Raw genomic sequence first — 18,009 nt, forward strand, 5'->3', positions numbered from 1 at the left:
TGCGATGGCGATCCGTTTCGCTTCTGCCTCGCTATCCCATTTCGTCCTGCGATTTGGTTGCTTTTTTCGCTCCAGTGCAGCTTCGAAGCCTCTTGCAATCAGTCGTTTTCGCCAATTTCGAACGGTGCTTTCGCAGACATTATAGGCTTCGGCAATCCGGGTATCCGGCCACGCGGGTCTGTTCTCCCCTCGTCGGCCTTCAGCAACATATGTGCGTGTTTGATTTTATACCCGGCTACTTTCCTTTTATTGATCAGCTGTTCCAAGTGTTGGCGTTCTTCTTGGCTGAATAAGACGACCTCTCTTTTTCCTATCACCAGCCCTTCTTATCCTTTTATTGGATATATCGGTTGGATAAGCATTTTTCATTCATTTCTGGGGTTGCGGAGTGCTCGAACCGATTCGTTTCACCGCGCCTGGGAAGTCCCAGGGCCTGTTTATGACTCAGATCGCAAGGCATGGCTTGAAATCATTAACCGAGGGCTGCAGCCAAGCCATGCATCACCAGCTCCTCTCTAACGCTAGTGACAAACGCTATTTTACTAAATCGTGCCCTTTTTAAAATGTAACGCAGGCTGGTAACGCTATTTGGTCAAAAACGCTGAATCGGGTAGCCCAAAATGTCGAATAAGGCGGCTCACTTGCGTTACAATTTCAAATCGTGCGTTTCGGGTGAAATAAGCTCTATGGCTAGCGTTAACCCAGGTTAGACCGGCAAAACGTGAGCCTACGGCTAGCAATGCGAGCAATCCATTCCCGGCAGTTCCGGTCCCGCCGATCGCGAACGCTGGCGACGATGGTTTGCAGAGAAAATTTATAAATTCTTATATTTCAAAAAAAACGACGGCAGGCTAAAAAGCCTGCCGTCGTGTATAGGCGCTGGACCGGCGCGCTGGCGTATCGTTAGGCGTCGGCCGATTCGGCGGAATCCGCTTCCAGCGTATTCTCGTCAAGCGGCGTGATCGTCACGCGCAGCACGCGCAGCCGATCGATCTCCGCAATCTCGTACATGAATTTGCCGTGCTCCAAGCGGCGCCCGGCCTCCACCATACCGTCCATCCGCTTGAACAGCCAGCCGCCGATGGAGTCGACCTCCTCGTCCTCCACCTCAAGGCCGAGCATGTCGTTCAAATCTTCGATCAGCGCCCGTCCGTCAACAGAATACGCATCGCCGATCTTCTCTACTTCGGGACGTTCGCTCGTATCGAATTCGTCGTGAATCTCTCCGACGATTTCCTCGAGAATGTCCTCCGTCGTCAGCAGTCCGGCGGTTCCTCCGTATTCGTCGATCACGATGGCGAGCTGGGAGCGTTTTTTTTGCATCAGTTTCAGCACCTGGCTCAGCTCCATCGATTCGGGGACCATGAGCACCGGCCGCAAAAACTGCTCCAGCGAATGCTCCCGCCCCGGCTTGGCGGTAAGCAGGTCGGTAATGTGAACGAAGCCGATAATATCGTCCTTATCGTCCGTTGCCACCGGATAACGGGTGTGCTTCGTCGCATGGACAATCTCCAGATTTTCCTCGAAGGACATCGAGGTGAACAGGCAGTCCATATCGGTCCGCGGTCGCATCACCTCGCGGGCGACGCGGTCGGCAAATTCGAAAATGTTGTCGAAGAGCGCCATCTCGTCCTTGTCGATATGCCCGCTCTTGGCGCTTTCATCCATGAGGATGCGAATTTCTTCCTCCGTATGAGCTGCTTCGTGCTCCGTCGCCGGAGCGACTCCGATCCAGCGCAGCAGCCGGTTCGCCGCGCCGTTCAGCAGCCAGATGGCCGGAAAGAACAACTTATAGAAAAACATGAGCGGCCCTGACAGCCACAGTGATGTCGCTTCCGATTTTTGTATGGCCAGCGATTTGGGGGCCAGTTCCCCGAGAACGATGTGCAGGAACGTAATGACGAGAAAGCCGATGACGATCGAAAGCGGCTTGGCAAAGGACGGATTGGTGCCGACCATTGCCAGCAAGGGCTCCACGATCAGGTGAGAGATCGCCGGCTCCCCGACCCAGCCGAGGCCGAGCGAGGCCAGCGTAATGCCGAGCTGGGTGGAGGACAGGTAGGCGTCCAGCTTGCCCGTCACCGTCAGCGCGTATTTCGCTTTCCCGTTCCCTTCGTTTTCCAGCTGCTGCAGCCTTGACTGCCTTACCTTGACAAGCGCGAACTCCGCAGCGACAAAAAAACCGTTCAAGAAAACCAAAAATGCCACCAATGCAAGATTTAGCCCGATCTGGCCAAAATCAAAATGGATGGTACCGGCACTGCCGCCGTGATCCAGCGACAGATGAAGAGCCTTCTGGCCTATCTCCGATAAAATGCCGGTACCGCTGCTACTGTGACTGTCCAATTGAACCTCAAACTCCTTTTTCTATAAATGGGGAATAATCAAAATCATGACTTACACGAGCGCGCGGCGCTTCGTGAAATCGACTTCCTTGTAATACGAATCGGCAACCAATAAATTCGGCCCGCAGCAGCCAGAATCCAGGCAGCGGCAGTCAACCGCGCCGTTCAGCGGATGCTCCTTCCAGCGGGCGAACACCTGCTCCAGACTGTCGCGGTGCACGTTGCCCAGCGCGGGAACGTCGGCGAAGTCGGTGACGAATACGTCGCCGGTGAACAGGTTCACATTAAGCCGGTTGCGGCCGTCCGGATCGTTGCGCACGGTCACGAGCGGCTCCTCCCTAAGCCTGACGACCAGCTCCCGGTCTTCCTCCCTGGGGCTGCAGGCGTAGAAGGGCAGCGTGCCGAACAGCATCCAGACGCTCGGGTCCCTCGCGTCGAGCAATCGGTGAATCGCCGATCGGATCTGCTCGAGCGACAGCAGAGGCAGCCCGGCCGCGAACGCGCTCGGGTACATCGGGTGCACCTCATGCCGCCGGCAGCCCATCTCGACGATCAGCCGGTGAATGCCCGGCAGCTTCTCATGCGTCCGGTAGTTGATCATCGATTCGGCAGAGACGAACATGCCGCCGCGCGATAACGCCGCCGCGTTGTTCACCATGCGCTCGTACAGCTTGACCGCGGCACTGCGCGCGACCGGCCGATCCGTCCGGACGAAGCCGACCGCGTGAAAATCGTCGGCATTCAAATAGTTGAACGAAATATGCATCACGTCCAAATACGGAGCGAGCAGCTCGTATCGGGACAGGTCGAGCGTCACATTCGAATTGATCTGCGTCCGGACTCCCCGCTCCCTGGCATAACGGAGGATCGGGACGATATAATCCCTCACGGTCCGCTCGTGGTAGCTGGGCTCGCCGCCCGTGATGCTGAGCGTCTCCAGATGCTCGACCTGGTCCAGCTTCCGCAGCAGCAGGTCAAGCGGCATGCGCGGTCCCTCGGTCATCGTCAGCGTCTCGCCGACGGCGCAGTGCTCGCAGCGCATGTTGCACAGATTGGTGACCGTCAGCTCGATGCTCGTCAGACGGTGCTCTCCGTAACGGTGCAAGCTGCGGATCGGGTCCCACGGATCGTAATCCGGCGTAATATCGGGCAATCGGAAGCCGTCTGCCGCGGCGTTAGGAGTAAAATTCGATAAATCGGCCATGCGGATCATTCACACCTGACTTAGGAAAAATGGGTATATTATTTCCATTGTAACGCAATATGTACGAAAAGAAAACAAGCAAGCCATGCCAAAGCGGCTTTGAAGGCGCGCCGGCAAGGCTTGGGAGCGATAAAGCTCCGGATGCGGAAGGAGCGGGCCGATGCGCGGATATAGAGCCGTGGTGCGTTGCGGCCGTATGCCTTGAGCTACGGCGCTATCGCCAGCCAGCGCGGAGCGGCGCTGGCTGCGACCGCCTCCGGGTCGGCAAGCTCTTCCTGCAGCACATCCCGCAAAAAATCCGGCAGCAAATATTCGACGCCGGTACCTTCGGCGATCGGCAAATATCCGATGCCGAACGTAAACATGTCGATCGTCCCGACAGTGTAAATCTCCTGCGGCTCCAGCTTCCGTTGCCGGCCTTCGGGGCCGACCCATACGCGGCGGATTTTGCCCAGCGGCGGGCCGGCGGCATCGTATTCGATCCGCAGCCCGTCCACGCACAGCGTGCCAAGCACCTTGCCGCGAAAGCCGAAGCCGTACAGCGGCTTGTCGATATATTCCGGCAGCAGCGACTGCTCCAGCGCTGCGAGCAGCTGCGCTCCCGTCAGCTCCATCCGGCAAGGATTGATCGGCGACGGGCAAATCTTGAGCAGCGTGCCGGCGGTGACCGGGCCGCGGGACAGGCCGCCGAGCAGCTGACCGGCATTGACGAGCCCGATCTGCGCGCCCGTCCGCTTGCGCAGCCCGGCTGCCAGCACGTTGCCGAGCCGGGACTCGCGGTCGATGCGGGCTTCCAGATCGTCGTGCAGGCGCACCGTCTCCCGCTCGAGCCGAATGCGCGCCGTCTCCGCATACCCGGCGATCAGCGCCTCGATGTCCGGCGCGGCCGGCCAGCCCTCGACGGGAATGAGCCGCCCCTCGCCGCGGATCGACCGCCCGCTGGCGTCCTTGCGGATCTCCAGGTCGACGACGCCGACATATTGCCCGAATTTACCCGCGGCGCACACAAGCGTATCGCCGATGCGCAGCGGCTCCTCCAGCACGTGATGCGTATGGCCACCGAGGATGAGATCGATCCCCGCGATGTCGGCGGCCAGGCGCTCGTCTGCCCGCAAGCCGAGATGGGACATGACGATCAGCACGTCGGTTTGCGGCCTAAGCAGGGATACGAGCCGGGCGACCGTATCGAACGGCTCCCGGATATCCCAGCCAAGCAGCCGATAAAATTGATGAAAATAAGCGGTGACGCCGATCAGCCCGATCTTTAGCCCATTTCGCTCAAGAAGCACGTACGGCTTCGTCCACGCTTCCCCCGCTTCGGTCCGGGGCAGCGGCAAATTGCCGGCCGCCACCGGAAAGCGGGCAAGCCGGCCGTACAGCCGGTTCAGCGTCTCTATGCCGTAGGTCAAGCCTTCGTTGTTGCCCAGCGTTACGGCGTCGTAACCGGTGGCGTTCAGCACTCCGATATTCGCCGCGCCATCGGTTCCTTCCGTCTCCGGGAACATCCGGTCCATATGATCGCCGATATCCAGGACGATCGCGCAATCCTCGCCGGTTTCGGCGCGCATTGTTCGTATGACGGAGGCGATGCGCGGCATGTGCCCGAAGCGGCTATGGATATCGTTCGTATGAAGCACACGCAGCCGGATCGTGTCGGATTCGTTCAACGGGAGCCTCTCCTTCGAATAATCAGTTAATGTTGGCCAATGATTGCGGTTTGCGCTTCAGCTCGTCGAGGGATACCGTGTTCTTGAAGCCGTAGGTCGCTTCCTGCTCCCGCACCGATTCATCGTACAGCAGCCGGAGGGCTACGACGCTTTTCACATTCAGACATTCGCTGCTGCCGCCGGGAACATACAGCCGGAGCGGGTGCCCTTTCACAAGCGGAGAGCCGTCCGCCTGGGCGTACAGCAACAGCGCCTTGTCCAGCTCGCCCCATGGAATCGACGCCTGGAACTCGTCTGCCGCCTCCACCTGCAGCCGGACGGGCTCCCGGTCTTGTCCGGCCAAGCGGGCAGCGCTCCAGTTGCGGTGCCACGTTTTCACATCGAAAGCCCGACCGGCAGCTCCCGGCACCCGATCCGCAGCATCGAAGCTGTCTCCCCCTGCGGCCGCCATCTCCTCCACGGTCAGCAGCGCTTCGCCATATATCTCATCATATACGCGTATGTTCATCGTCATTCCTCCCGAACCAGTCGCGATTTTCCTAGCTATTATAACATTTCCCTATGAAAATATGATATCCTGAAAGGAAAAAGCGTCATTGCTTCAAATAGACGTCTTTGACGATCCTTTCCTTCCCTCGTCATCGGACGTCACCTGCGGTGTTGAAAATTTGGTATCGTGGATGCCGCCGAATTTTCAAGAGAGTCCGCAAATGTTGTATTTTGTACAACAAAAACGGGGGGATTCCCCCTATTTGCGGCTCAGTGTTGCACTTTGTGCAACATTTCGGGCGATGTTCCCGGGGCTGAAGCCCGTCGTCCCCCAAATTGTTGCATAAAATGCAACATTCCCCTTCCTGGGGCGCGAAAGGGGCGGAAATGTTGTATTTTCTGCAGGATTTATCGTCTCATGTGCCCGGGGAGGGGCCGTGCTAACGTGGAGTTCGCACGCTGACGTGGAGCTCGTACACTCATGTGGAGTTCGCATACTGATGTGGAGTTCGTACATTCATGTGGAGTTCGCATACTGATGTAGAGCTCGTACACTCATGTGGAGTTCGCATACTGATGTGGAGCTCGTACATTCATGTGGAGTTCGCACGCTGACACTTTCTGCCCCAGGCAACGCTACCGCTCAAGCGCAGCTGCTCATCTGGTGAAGGGGCTTCGTATAGAAGTTTCTCTTCATGCTCGCTAGCCCAGGGGGCTGTTTGGTCGGCCGAACCTTAAGCTAACGCTAGCCACAGAGCTTATTTTCCTCGAAACGACCGGTTTGAAATTGTAACGCAAGTGAGCAGTCTTATTTGGCATTTTGGGCTGCCGATTCAGCGTTTCTGACCAAATAGCGTTTCTCAGTTTCGTTACATTTTTAAAAAGTGCTCGATTCAGCAAAATAGCGTTTGTCACCAGCGTTACAGGTTCGGAAGCTTCGACGGGAGCGCAGGAAGGGACAGCTCATGAAGGAACAGCACTGGAAGGAACAGTCCCGGAAGGGGCGGCGCAGGAATGGGTAGCTCATGAAGGAATAGCACTGAAAGGAGCAGTTCAGGAAGGAGCAGCACTGGAAGGAGCGGCGCAGGGGAACAACTGCCGAAAATGATTACGGCCTGGGTAGTTCATGGTGCCAATGACCAGCAATTTATTCGGCATCGGCCGTGACTTCTGGTGTTGAACATTTTGTTGGCGGTATGGCCAAATTTTCAAGGGATAGAGGAGTGAGGAGAACGATGAAGCTGCGGCTGCTCTTGTTTGCAGGCCTGGCCGAACGGCTCGGCGGCTCGGAGATCGAGCTTGAGCTGGACGACGGGCCTTGGACAGCCGGACGTCTCAAGGACGTCCTGATCGATCAATTTCCCGCGGCCGAAGACGGGCTAAGATCCGCTTTCATCGCCGTAAACCAAGCTTATGCGGAGGAAACGACGCCAATTCGCGAAACGGATGAAGTCGCCGTCATTCCCCCGGTCTCCGGAGGCGAGCCAGAGCTGGCAAGCATTACCCGCGAGCCGATTGACGCCAATGAGGTAGCCGCGAAGGTTTCGCATCCGAATCACGGAGCCGCGATCGTGTTCATCGGAACGACGCGCGAATATACACACGGCCAGCGGACGACGCTGCTGGAATACGAGGCGTACGAGCCGATGGCGCTGCGCACGATGAACCAGATCATCGACGAGATCCGCGAGCGCTGGAACGGGGCGCTGTGCGCTCTTACGCATCGGCTCGGCACGGTAGGTATCGGCGAAGCAAGCGTCGTCATCGCCGTCTCGGCCCCGCACCGGGACGCCGCTTATGAAGCCAGCCGCTATGCGATCGATCGGCTGAAGCAGATCGTGCCGATCTGGAAGAAGGAAGTATGGGAAGACGGCTCGGAATGGAAGGGGCATCAGACCGGCCCCTGGAACCCCGTCTCTCCTCTGCAAGAAGGAGATGCGACATGAACGAGAAGCGCGAGAAGCTCACCGAACAAGCCCTTCCCGAGCCGGCCGGGGCGATGACGGACAGCGAGCGGGAGCGTTATTCCCGGCAAACGCTGTTCGCCCCGATCGGGGAAGCCGGACAAGCCCGGCTGCTGCGCTCCCGGGTCGCGATCGTCGGCATGGGCGCGCTCGGCACTGTGCTTGCCAACCATATGGTGCGGGCCGGCGTCGGCTTCGTGCGGCTCATCGACCGCGACTTTGTCGAGATGAGCAATTTGCAGCGGCAAATGCTGTATGACGAAGCGGATGCCGCCGCTTCCTCGCCGAAGGCCGAAGCCGCGGCCGCCCGGCTGAAGGCTGCCAATGCAGGCGTTCAGATCGAGCCGGTCGTCGCCGATCTGAATGCCGGCAACAGCGAGCAGCTGCTGTCCGGCGTCGATCTTATTCTCGACGGCAGCGACAACTTCGCCGTCCGCTTCCTGGTCAACGACGTCAGTGTGAAGCTCGGCATCCCGTGGATATATGGCGGCGCGGTCAGCTCGCGCGGCGTCTCCCTGACTGTCGTTCCGGGCGAAACGCCCTGTCTGCGCTGCATCTTCGACCAGCCGCCCGCCCAAGGAACGACGGAGACGTGCGACACGGCCGGCGTCATCGGCCCGATCATCCATACCGTCGCCTCCCATCAGGCCGCGGAAGCGCTCAAGCTGCTCGTCGGTGACCGCGACCGCCTCAACCGCAAAATGCAGCACTGGGATTTATGGTACAACCAGCATGCCGCAGTCGATGTGAGCAAAGCCCGCAAGCCGGACTGTCCTTGCTGCGGCCGCCGGCAGTTCGACTATTTGACGGCGATGGCGGACGGCGACACGATCCAGTCGCTGTGCGGCCGCAATTCCGTGCAAATCCAGCCGGTACAGCCGTCACGGCTGGCGCTGGACGAATGGGCCGAACGCTGGAGGTCGCTCGGCCGCATCGAGCGCAATCCGTTCCTGCTGAAGCTCCATCTCGGCAGCGGCCAGACGCTCGTTCTGTTCCCCGACGGCCGGATGATCGTGCAGGGAACGGACGACCCGGTCACCGCCAAAAGCTTGTACAGCCGATATGTCGGCATGTAATTTTCCAGCGAGTAACGGCGGAAAGAATAGGTTTCGAGCCTGGAATCGCTTCCGGGATGACCAATTTAACCCAATATTTTGTATAAAATACAACAACTTCCCTCGTCATAGACGTTTATTTTGCTGAATGATAAACTCTCACATGTTTAAAAAGCCCCGGACTTGGCCGGGGCTAATGCTGCTGACGGGACTTGTGCCCGGGATCATCATCAATAGGCGACGCGCTTCGCTGCGATGAACGTTTTTTTCCAATACGGCTTGTTGATGCTCGTAATCTGGACGCCGTCCTTGGGCGTGGGCGAAGCGTGAATCATCTGCTGATTTCCGATATATATGCCGACGTGGCCGACCACTTGGTCAGAGCGAAACCGTCCCGGCACATAAAAGAACAGCAAATCGCCCTTGCGCAGCTGTTTCCGGCTGACTTCCGTGCCAAGAGCCGCTTGGGCGCGGGCAGTTCGCGGCAGCGCCACGCCGTATTTGGAGAAAATATAATCGGTAAACGAGGAGCAGTCAAATCGGCCCGATTCCGGGTAAGGGCTGGCTCCGAACAAATATTTGACGCCCATATACCGCTTCGCTTGTTCGATCAATTGGTCCATATCGATATTCCTGAGCTGGAACGCCGCAGCTTGGCCGCTCGAACGAGCCTTCACCCCGTTCCCTTCCCCCGCTGCGCCCTTAAACGGGTCGGCCGGATCATCCTCAAAATCGAGCGGCGAGCCGGTATTCGGCTCGTCCGGACCGTTGACCGGGTCCGAGACAGCCCCGCTGATCGGGTACAGCAGCAGCGAGCCGTCCTGCTCTTCGGTGCGCAGCTCCTCGCCGAACAGCGTTGCTACGACGGAAACCGGAAGGTAGAGCTGATTAGAACGAATGACCGGAGCGGAGTCCAACATGACGGTTTCCCCGCCCTTCACGGCAGAGGTTTGGTCGGCGGTCAACTCATAGTAAGCGTCGTGCTGACCTATCCGGAATTTTCGCTGCTGCGGGTCCCAGTCCGACAAATAAGCCGCAGCTATCGCCAGATCGCTGGCCGCCACATACTGCTTGCCGTCCCATGTTTCTGTCCCGATAGCAGCCGCTTCCGAAGTTTCGGCCAGCGGCCTCACGCCCCCTGACGTCTCGCCCAGCCGATGACCCGGGCCATAGATCTGCTCGTTCTTTTCCCTGTTCATCCCAAGGCCCTGTGTGCTTGGCCATAGCGGCCTTCCCTGCTGCCGCTGCTCTTTGGATAACGAAGGGCCGCAGCCGGCAAGTAGCGATGCAAGCATGGCAGCAGCCAGCAGCCCCTTGGCGGATTTACTGCAAACCGTCATACGATGCTATCCCCCTCATTCGGATTTCATTTTTTCCTATTCTCAGTGTTCGATTCGGGGGTTAGTGGTATTCCGCGCCGGACATGGAAATATTAGGCTGCCGCCGAGAGACTTATCGCTTCAATGCCCTATACAGCATCGTCCATACTTCTTCGCGGGTGACAGCGTCCTTGGGCCGCATTCCGTCCGTTATTCCCGACGATACGGCCCAGTCCCTGGCCTGGCGCGCCCATTCAGTTACCTGGTCTGCGGCCGCAGGTATGGAAAGGCCGAAGACGTTCGCTATGCCCTGTACTGTGGCAGCGGAGATGCGCTCGATGAACGCATCCGTGCCGAGCAGGCCGGCATCCTTGGGAGCGTCGATGAAGCCGTATTCGAGCAGCGCCGACGGCATCGACGTTTCGCGCAGCACCGCCAGATTGGCCTGCTTGCGGCCGCGGTCCGGCAGACCGGCTTCTTTGAACGCGGCAGCAACGCATTGGTGTATTGCGCTGCGGATCTCTTCCGTCTTGCCGGATTGACCGGTATAGATGAACGATTCGAGGCCCGTGCCGCCTCCTGCATTGATATGGATGCTCAAAAAATAATCCACTTTCGCCGCATTGGCTGCTCTCGCCCGATCCGACAGACTGACGAACGTATCGTCTGTTCGGGTATACCGCACGTCAACGCCGTGATTTTGCAGCAGACGGCCTATGCTTAGGGCCAGCTTGAGGGTCAAGTTTTTTTCCTGCAGCCCGCTTCCGACCGCACCGGGGTCTTTGCCGCCGTGACCAGCGTCGATCATAATCTTCATCGGTTTTCTCCCTTCCCTTTTAGCGCTTCGATGGCTTGCTTCACGATCGGCGGGATCGGCGCTCCGAGCTTGCCGCCATTTTCGATGATGGACAATAGCTCATTGGCGATGTAAAAATACGCGATCGCATCCCGAAACAGGTGCGCGTCACCCAGCACGCGATCGACCAGGTGCCCTGCCGCCACCATCGCAAAAATGAACGCCTTGCGGGCAATGCCGATCAGCCCCTTGGTGCTTCGCAATTCGCCGGCCGCTCCCGCCGCCGCCATGCCGGTAAAATAGTCAATGACGACGAAAATAAGCAGCGCATTTAAAATGGCCGACCACCCCCCAAACAAGTAGGTGGCCGCGCTTGTCGACCCGGCTATCCCCCATTTAATGAACAAATCCCAACGTTGTTCCACGATTACATTCCTCCTCTCCCTCCCATTTTCGGGAAAATGAAAAATAGCCCCGTTGTCTCGGGACCGGTTATGAAGCGGTATTACGGTATTGCGGATCTTCCGCCGTCTTCATCGCTATCGTTTCTTGATACTCCTGCGGAGTAATCCATCCTTTGTCCAGCGCGTGATCTAGCCAGTCGATGTAGTAATTTTTCGCGGCAAATTGTAAGACTGGGATTCGGTAATTCTCCGGAATGCCGCCATAGTGCTCGCGCGCGGTCAGGCGCTCGGTTCCCGTCATATAAATATTCCGGGCATACGTAGATACGCGAAAAGCCAAAATCGCCTCTGCCATATCGTTTAAAAGCCTCCATTCGAGAAATAATGATCCATGAATGCCTGCAAATCCGCGCTAGTCTCCGCAGAGATTGCTTCGGCTTGCTGCAGCCGGTTTTTGAGCGCTTCGTTCTCGGCCCTCAGCCGCTCCATCGGGCCCGGCTCAGCCGGCCGGGTTCGTATCGCTTCGATTTCTTCCGGAGCTAGTCCTTCGACCCAGTATGCGATCTCAGGCTGTTGCAACTGCGGTATGGCCGTGTTTCCTTCACCGTCAGTGACCGGCTCAGGCGGCCCCTGCTGCGCCTGGGATGCCTCCCAGGCGGCCAGGTCGAACCGCGGCTTGTACAATCCCGGCGGCACGGGAATCGCCACACGGTAGCCGACCAGGCGCTGCTCGAACACAGCGGGCCCCGTTTCGGTGGCTGAGTCCGCTTCAACGGTCTCGTATATTTCGGTTACGCCTGTTTCGTGATCGGGGCCAAGGTCGACGTCGATCAAATAGCCTTGCAAGTCGATAATGAGGATTTCTTTCATGGTGGACACCTCCTTATTGTTCGGCTAGGAATGGGGGAATAGAGTTGAGATTCAGCCATATATTCCCAAATCCGCTAGTACTAATTTTAATGGCTCCATTACCATATATTCCAATTCTACCCAGAACTTCTGACGAGCCATTGTTACTAATCACAGGAAATGGGAAATATCGACTTGGGCGATAGCCTTTGGGCAAATAACATATATCCGTATTAGTGGTTGTTTCCCCTGATTTAATGACACCTCGGATATGCACGAAACCTAGTTCATCCTTCATATATTCAAGTTCATAATCAGGTCCCGGTCCACCAAAGTTCACCCATCCGTTTAACAAAGTAGCTTTAATCCACTGCGGCTGATCCTTCCCAGCCTTCTGCATCTCTAAAGCTCCGACACGTCGCACGACATCAACTTGACCAGATACAAGGGTGTCAACGATGCTTTTGGTGTTGCTTGGGTACTGGCAGTCTATGGCTATGATTGGAGCCGTAATTAGGTGACTATCAAGCGGCAGATAAGTAACTGAATAAGCCGCAGCTTTGTTAAATAACGATTCCGTTATGAAGGCGTTTTTTATTCCCACAACAGCAAAATGTGCATCCGAATTATTACTGATTACCCAAAAGGCTTCTTTATCATCTTCGAATACACGCAATATTTGCTTGTTTCGATATTTCAAATAGTTGTAGGTTGCCTGATTAGGCCCAAAGTACCCGTTAATGTAGTAGCGGCGGTGAAAGTCAGATGCATGATGCGGGGTCGCCTTTTCTCGGACAATCATCCCTACGCCTACTTCAACCTGATTCAGACCTTCGTAAAGCGATATCTGCCCTTCGCTCGTTATTTCTTCGAGGGTAGGGGTCGCGAGCTGGTATTGGAGTTTGTAAGGTATCCAATCGCTCCAAGATGTTGTGGGAACCCTATCAAGGACATAGTTATAAGGGTCGTTCCATTTATACCATTGCTTAAACAATCCGTCTGTTCTTGTGTAAGGAGCTGTGCTTCCGTGGCCCTGTGTAGTCATGCGCCATCCGTTAAAGTATGCTTTTATCTCATCATCAGACGGGGTATACGACTCTCCCCAACCAGAATGTGAGTCGGGAATGGTTACATAAAAGTGCGGGTCAACGTAAGAGAGAAAGAATTCATCAGACCCATTTACACTACCATTTAGCATCAACGGTTTTCCGTCATATCTTATAACCTGCTGATAGCTCCTGCCATCAGCACCTAATGACGTTACGAAACTAGGAATTCTTACCCGTTTATATCCCGTAAAATCGGAACTCCATTCCCAGTTCAGCCCCCCATCCAAATCAATCGTCTTGAACCAACTGAACTTATAAAGCCTTCCATCCTTTTGGTACAGTTCGTCATACACGCTTCCATCCACGCTACTAGCAAGGCTTGTTACGGCCACTTGCATATTGTCTTCGCGGGGGACGAAGGGTAAAGGTTCGGAGCCGATGTTAAACACAGGGTTTGAAAATTCGCAACCTACAGCTTCGAAGCCATTATTACCAATCAGAATGTTGGCATATCGTGCATTTAAAGGCGCGGTGAACGTTATTGATTCATCGGCTAACCACTCATCAACATTTGATAGACCATGGTTTGTTATACGTACCATATCTGCGTCAAAAAGGTTAATACCGATTTTGCCGTTATGAGCGCAACTGTAAGTATAAGATTCGCCTGGCACGATGGGCACAGTAAAACGATAATTTACAATAAAAGGATCGTACTGACGCGGCTCCATTTTAAATTTATACTTACCAATTGGATAAGAATAGCGCGTATTTCCACCGATATATCCATACCATTCCGTAAATGGTGCAGCGAGGTTCTTCCCATACCGAATCACGTAAGGATTGACGCTGGACTTCATATCGTCAACATAGGGGTACTTGGCAGCGACTTGGTCGGCGGTCATACTGTCGAGCGCATTGTATTCTGCTTGAGATATTTCATAAATTCGGATGGAATCAACATACGCATATTTCCCGGCATCCCCCGTTACGACACAGTCAAATAGCCCAACGTCATCAGCACTTGCCGCATATTTAACATAAACTGTTTGAAACTTGGAGCTATCGGTTACAGCAGGAGTCGAAAAATGGCTCTTTGGAAAACGCACAAAAATATTATCAGCCGTTCCATTTTTCAAGTCTGCCAGCATGATATAGTGCTTCCCTGCTTTTATCGGAATACTGCCTCGCCAGAAAGTACCTGTAGGTGTGACATTGGTCGCTTTAATGCCATAAAACCCGGTAGTTTTATTGGCGGCGTCCAATGTCAAAGTCGTAGCGCCCCCCGTTGCAAATGGTGCAATAGATTCACAACCGCCATCCCTCCCCAGCAAATTCACCAACGTCCGCCCCTTCAGCGACTTCAGCTGCAGCGGAACCTGGCGGTTCGCTTCGTTGCTGACCACCTGCAAGCCTTGCTTCAAGGTAACGGCGACAGGCTCCGCATCCACCGTCTCGCTGCCGAGCGCCTGGTCGATTTTTTCCCAGTTGTCGTCCAGGTTCGTCTGCAAATTCAAGTAGGTCGTGGTCGGCGAGGTTCGGTCGATCAGGTTCAATTCCAAATGTTTTGTTTTCGGGTTAGTCATTAGGCACCGCCTCCTGCAAATCGATCTAGACTCGTTGCTTCGATCGCCGCAATCGTCATTGCCTCGATCTCGGCGATCGTAAGGTATCGGTACATGTACTGTACAAGCAAATGCGCCGGCATAATATCCTCCACCGCTTTCTTCAAATCCGCAATGTTCGGCGGCAAGCCCAGCGTGCTGACGAAACGGATCGTAAACGTGCTTGACGGCGGATCGAAGGATACGTGGATCGTTCCGTTATCGTAGGCGTCGGCCACGCTTTTCAGCAGGCGGCCGGTGAATTTGCCGAAGCCGCGCATTTTGGAGCGGACGACCGCGCGGCGCTGCGGGAGCGGCTGCCCGGCGGGAGGAACGATGCCGAGCTCTTCCTCCCACTGCGGCAGGTCCCATGTCGCCGTATCCGCGAAGCGCTGTTCGAACTGGTCCGCGAGCTCGCCTTGCAATCGGTCAAAGCGCTTCCCTTCCGTCTGCATAATGACCCGCATTTCCAGCACGGGCCAGAGGAAGTCCGGCAGCTCGCCAAGCATGGCTCTCCCCGATGGCGACGGGATTTCAAACTCACTCATGGAGCGTCACCTCCCCCAGGATGGCGACCGCCCCGGGCGGAACAGCGATATTCGCCTGGCCGCCGTTGACCAGCAAAGTGGCCGCAGCGTAATCTTGCACGCCGGGCGTATCCAGCAGCAGCGTGCCGACGCGGGCGAATTTCACGTTCGGATCGTCGCGGTAGGCAATCTCGGCCAAATGAGCCGTTAACGCCGCTGCGAAATCTTGCCTTACCTGCTCCAGCGTCCGGGACCCGCTCAAGACGACGTTCGCCGTCACGTCGACCGCAATGGCCGGCGCCGCCTCAACGGTCGTCAGCGCGCCGGCAGGCGCCGCTCCTTCGCCCATCCCTTCGCCCAGGCCGATATCCGGATCGATGTAATCCTTCACCGCCCGAACGACAGCTTCGGAGGCCGGACGCTTGTCCGGTCCGAGCACATATACCTTCACCGTGTTGGGGCCGTTCCAGCACGGCTGCACATATGCGTCGCCGACCCCTGCCACCTCCAAAGCCCATTTCCGGTAGGCCGAGCGGTTGCCGCTCGTCGGCGGCGTGCGCACCTGGGCGAAAAACCTCGCCCGAAATTCCTCGTCCGTCTCCAGGTCCTCCCCCGGAACCAGGACGTCCGTCAGCTCCGCCCGCGCCAGGCCGGCGACGTAATCGAGCGGAAGCAAGGCGCCGACCGGGTCGTCGCCGGCTGAGCCCGCCGTCTCGCATTCCAGGGCGAACTCGCCGGCCGCCAGCTTTTCGGTCACGGTGTAATTCAAGCCACCCGCTGCATATCGCCCGCCCAAGGGGACATCCAGCGGGCTTCCCTGCGCGTCGGCAAACCGCCCTTTGCGGACAGATTTCACCGCCGGCCTCGGTTCGACGCCGAAGTCCGCTCCCCGCCGGCGCAGCGCTTCGCCGCTCGCCGTCTGGGCGTGAGCCAGGCGGCTGTTGCAGGCCAGCTCGATATACGCCTCCGCCAGCAGCTTGGCAGCGGGGGCCAAGGCGTTATAAATGATGCTGCCTTCCCTCTTGTCGACGTTCGACGGCACCTCGCTCAGCATCTCCCGCAAAATATTTTCGAATGTGCGATCCTCATACACCGGAACTTAACCTCCTTTCAATCTGTGTCGAGCCGTATATGGAGACGACTGTGAAGCGAAGCTCTACTTCGTCTCCGGATGTTGTCATACGAAAGCCCTCGATGCCCGTGATCCGGTCGTCCGCAAGCAGCGCTTCCTTGACCCACCGCTCCCATTCGAGACCCGCGCCGCCGGACGTTCCACGCTCCATCCCGTAATTGGCCGAATAAATAAAATAGGCGAACCGCTCCGTGCTCAGAGCCATGTATACCGCCTGGCGAACTGCATCCAGCCCGTCGATCATGCCCGCAATCCGGTTGTTGTCCAGATCGAGCCGGTACGTCCGGCTCGGCAGCCGCCTTTCTTCAGCCTGTTCCGGCACTGCCCCCGGCGGAATGATCATGTCGTCAACCTCCCCGCCACTACAAAATGAAGCCCGCCCTGCTGGCGCAGCAAAATCACCTTGTCGCCTGTCTCGAGGCCGCGGCGAATAACGACCTCGCTCCCGTCAATCGTCAGCCTGTATTCCGTCAAATGCTCGGGAACGACCAGGAAATCCGCCTCCAGCGTATACCGCTGATCGACGCTCACTTCAAGGGGCTGCGTGCGCGTAACGGTGGCGAAAACGACATCGGCGAGCTTCAGCGATTCGATATACCCTCTGGCGATCAATTTTACGGAATCGTTCAGACTCATTCGTACACCTTCATTTCCAATGACATCGTATGCTCCTCCCCGAACAGGCGATGCGTGCATTCTTCCACCAGGTAATACTGGTTCATGCCCAGCTCCTCGATCGTCACCTGAACCTTGAGCCCGGCCCGCATCCTCGCAAACCCGAGCGTCTCCAGGGTGAAGGTCACCTTCTCCCGGTTTTTGAGCTGCAGCAGGCTCTCCAGCATTCGCTTGATTTGCGCCGGATTCAGCTTGTCGTCGACTTTCTGGTAATATTGAAGCGGTCCCCACAAGGCGATGTTGCCGCTGTCCTTGGCAATATACACGTCGCGCTTGCCGGTTGCTTTGTTGTCCTGAACGAGCTTGATCCGGTTGAACGTGTCGTCGTCGATGGACCGCTTGATTTTGTACTGATATACCAGACTGTCGTCGCCGAGAATCAGATCGATCATCATGTCGCTTACGTCGCGCAGCTGCACGAATCCGAAATCGTCGTACAGCACATAGAGGCGCCCGGTGGCGACCAGGGTGCTGTCGAGCGCCTTGCAGCAAATATCGAGCCGTTTCTGCCCGTCCTCCATCATTTTCGGAATAGCGAACTGCGTGTTGGCCAGCGTTCCGACGCGCAGCCCGACGGCCGCGCATTGATCCAGAATGACCTCGTCCGCGCGAACATTCGTTTTGACATAGGTATCTGTTTCATGCAAATAGCGAAGCTGATCGTACGCCTGCAGCCTGACCGGCTCGCCCGAACCGGTCTCCTGGACGAATACTCTGCCCCAGAACAGGTTATGCCCGTCCACGGTAATCCGAATGACATTCCCGTTATGGACTGCAAAATCTTTGGCCTGGAACAATCCGTCCCGGTGCAGCGTCACATTCAGCACCGACGGCTTGCCGATGCGGCTCGTCTTCCAGGTGATCTCGGAGCACAGCTCGGAAATATTCCACAGCGTGCCGTTTAAGTTATCGATAATGGCCTCGAACATG

The 18,009-nt window shown here is 56.7% G+C and carries 17 protein-coding genes and 1 pseudogene; 2 read left to right on the forward strand and 16 right to left on the reverse strand.

The genetic code is table 11. The annotated features are described in order from the left end of the window. From F591_RS33660 to F591_RS0121810, 5 genes and pseudogenes are all read right to left on the reverse strand, one after another. A pseudogene (locus tag F591_RS33660) lies at positions 1-159 on the reverse strand (helix-turn-helix domain-containing protein); the annotation flags it as partial. 744 nt (positions 160-903) lie between these two features. Further along, positions 904-2,304, reverse strand: coding sequence for a hemolysin family protein (locus tag F591_RS0121795; RefSeq protein ID WP_425414371.1), 1,401 nt, complete (start codon positions 2,302-2,304; stop codon positions 904-906). Between the two features lie 93 nt (positions 2,305-2,397). Further along, on the reverse strand, positions 2,398-3,549 hold the full coding sequence (gene yfkAB, locus F591_RS0121800) for a radical SAM/CxCxxxxC motif protein YfkAB (RefSeq protein ID WP_051109240.1): 1,152 nt from the start codon (positions 3,547-3,549) through the stop codon (positions 2,398-2,400). 206 nt (positions 3,550-3,755) lie between these two features. Continuing rightward, the gene (locus F591_RS0121805; protein WP_019536739.1) at positions 3,756-5,216 is read right to left on the reverse strand and encodes a bifunctional metallophosphatase/5'-nucleotidase; all 1,461 of its coding nucleotides are present in this window, start codon (positions 5,214-5,216) and stop codon (positions 3,756-3,758) included. A 22-nt stretch (positions 5,217-5,238) separates the two neighbouring features. Beyond that, positions 5,239-5,724, reverse strand: a complete 486-nt coding sequence (locus F591_RS0121810; protein ID WP_019536740.1) for a molybdopterin-binding protein — start codon at positions 5,722-5,724, stop codon at positions 5,239-5,241. 1,216 nt (positions 5,725-6,940) lie between these two features. On the opposite strand from F591_RS0121810, the gene moaD reads away from it, so the two are divergent. After that, positions 6,941-7,651 carry a molybdopterin converting factor subunit 1 gene (gene moaD, locus F591_RS0121815; protein WP_019536741.1) on the forward strand — a complete coding sequence of 237 codons (711 nt, stop codon included), beginning with the start codon at positions 6,941-6,943 and terminating at the stop codon, positions 7,649-7,651. Positions 7,652-7,704: 53 nt separating this feature from the next. Next, positions 7,705-8,745, forward strand: coding sequence for a ThiF family adenylyltransferase (locus F591_RS0121820; protein ID WP_026326807.1), 1,041 nt, complete (start codon positions 7,705-7,707; stop codon positions 8,743-8,745). 209 nt (positions 8,746-8,954) lie between these two features. On the opposite strand, the gene F591_RS0121825 is transcribed toward F591_RS0121820, so the two are convergent. The 11 genes from F591_RS0121825 to F591_RS0121875 all read right to left on the reverse strand — a co-directional run bounded on the left by F591_RS0121825 (position 8,955) and on the right by F591_RS0121875 (position 18,008). Next, positions 8,955-10,064, reverse strand: coding sequence for a C40 family peptidase (locus F591_RS0121825; RefSeq protein ID WP_051109241.1), 1,110 nt, complete (start codon positions 10,062-10,064; stop codon positions 8,955-8,957). A gap of 112 nt (positions 10,065-10,176) precedes the next feature. Next, positions 10,177-10,860: an N-acetylmuramoyl-L-alanine amidase gene (locus tag F591_RS0121830; protein WP_019536744.1), complete on the reverse strand. Its 684-nt coding sequence runs from the start codon at positions 10,858-10,860 to the stop codon at positions 10,177-10,179. Beyond that, positions 10,857-11,264, reverse strand: coding sequence for a phage holin family protein (locus F591_RS0121835; protein WP_019536745.1), 408 nt, complete (start codon positions 11,262-11,264; stop codon positions 10,857-10,859). The genes F591_RS0121830 and F591_RS0121835 overlap by 4 nt, the downstream gene beginning before the upstream one ends. A gap of 67 nt (positions 11,265-11,331) precedes the next feature. Beyond that, entirely contained in the window at positions 11,332-11,598 is a 267-nt protein-coding gene (locus F591_RS0121840) for a hypothetical protein (protein ID WP_019536746.1), read from the reverse strand. A 5-nt stretch (positions 11,599-11,603) separates the two neighbouring features. Then, positions 11,604-12,113 (reverse strand): hypothetical protein, encoded by a 510-nt coding sequence (locus F591_RS29740; protein WP_019536747.1) that lies wholly within the window; start codon positions 12,111-12,113, stop codon positions 11,604-11,606. Positions 12,114-12,126: 13 nt separating this feature from the next. Beyond that, positions 12,127-14,727, reverse strand: coding sequence for a hypothetical protein (locus F591_RS0121850; RefSeq protein WP_019536748.1), 2,601 nt, complete (start codon positions 14,725-14,727; stop codon positions 12,127-12,129). Further along, the gene (locus F591_RS0121855) at positions 14,727-15,293 is read right to left on the reverse strand and encodes a putative phage tail protein (RefSeq protein ID WP_026326809.1); all 567 of its coding nucleotides are present in this window, start codon (positions 15,291-15,293) and stop codon (positions 14,727-14,729) included. Before F591_RS0121855 ends, F591_RS0121850 begins: the two co-directional genes overlap by 1 nt. Then, complete coding sequence (locus tag F591_RS0121860; RefSeq protein ID WP_019536750.1) at positions 15,286-16,365, reverse strand: baseplate J/gp47 family protein; 1,080 nt, start codon at positions 16,363-16,365, stop codon at positions 15,286-15,288. The genes F591_RS0121855 and F591_RS0121860 overlap by 8 nt, the downstream gene beginning before the upstream one ends. Beyond that, a complete protein-coding gene (locus F591_RS0121865) occupies positions 16,358-16,747 on the reverse strand; it encodes a DUF2634 domain-containing protein (protein WP_019536751.1) in 390 nt (129 codons plus the stop codon). Before F591_RS0121865 ends, F591_RS0121860 begins: the two co-directional genes overlap by 8 nt. After that, on the reverse strand, positions 16,744-17,040 hold the full coding sequence (locus F591_RS0121870; protein ID WP_019536752.1) for a DUF2577 domain-containing protein: 297 nt from the start codon (positions 17,038-17,040) through the stop codon (positions 16,744-16,746). The genes F591_RS0121865 and F591_RS0121870 overlap by 4 nt, the downstream gene beginning before the upstream one ends. Beyond that, on the reverse strand, positions 17,037-18,008 hold the full coding sequence (locus F591_RS0121875; protein WP_019536753.1) for an XkdQ/YqbQ family protein: 972 nt from the start codon (positions 18,006-18,008) through the stop codon (positions 17,037-17,039). The genes F591_RS0121870 and F591_RS0121875 overlap by 4 nt, the downstream gene beginning before the upstream one ends. Position 18,009: the final 1 nt, after the last annotated feature.

It is taken from the genome of Paenibacillus ginsengihumi DSM 21568 (assembly GCF_000380965.1).
GTDB classification, from domain to species: domain Bacteria; phylum Bacillota; class Bacilli; order Paenibacillales; family NBRC-103111; genus Paenibacillus_G; species Paenibacillus_G ginsengihumi.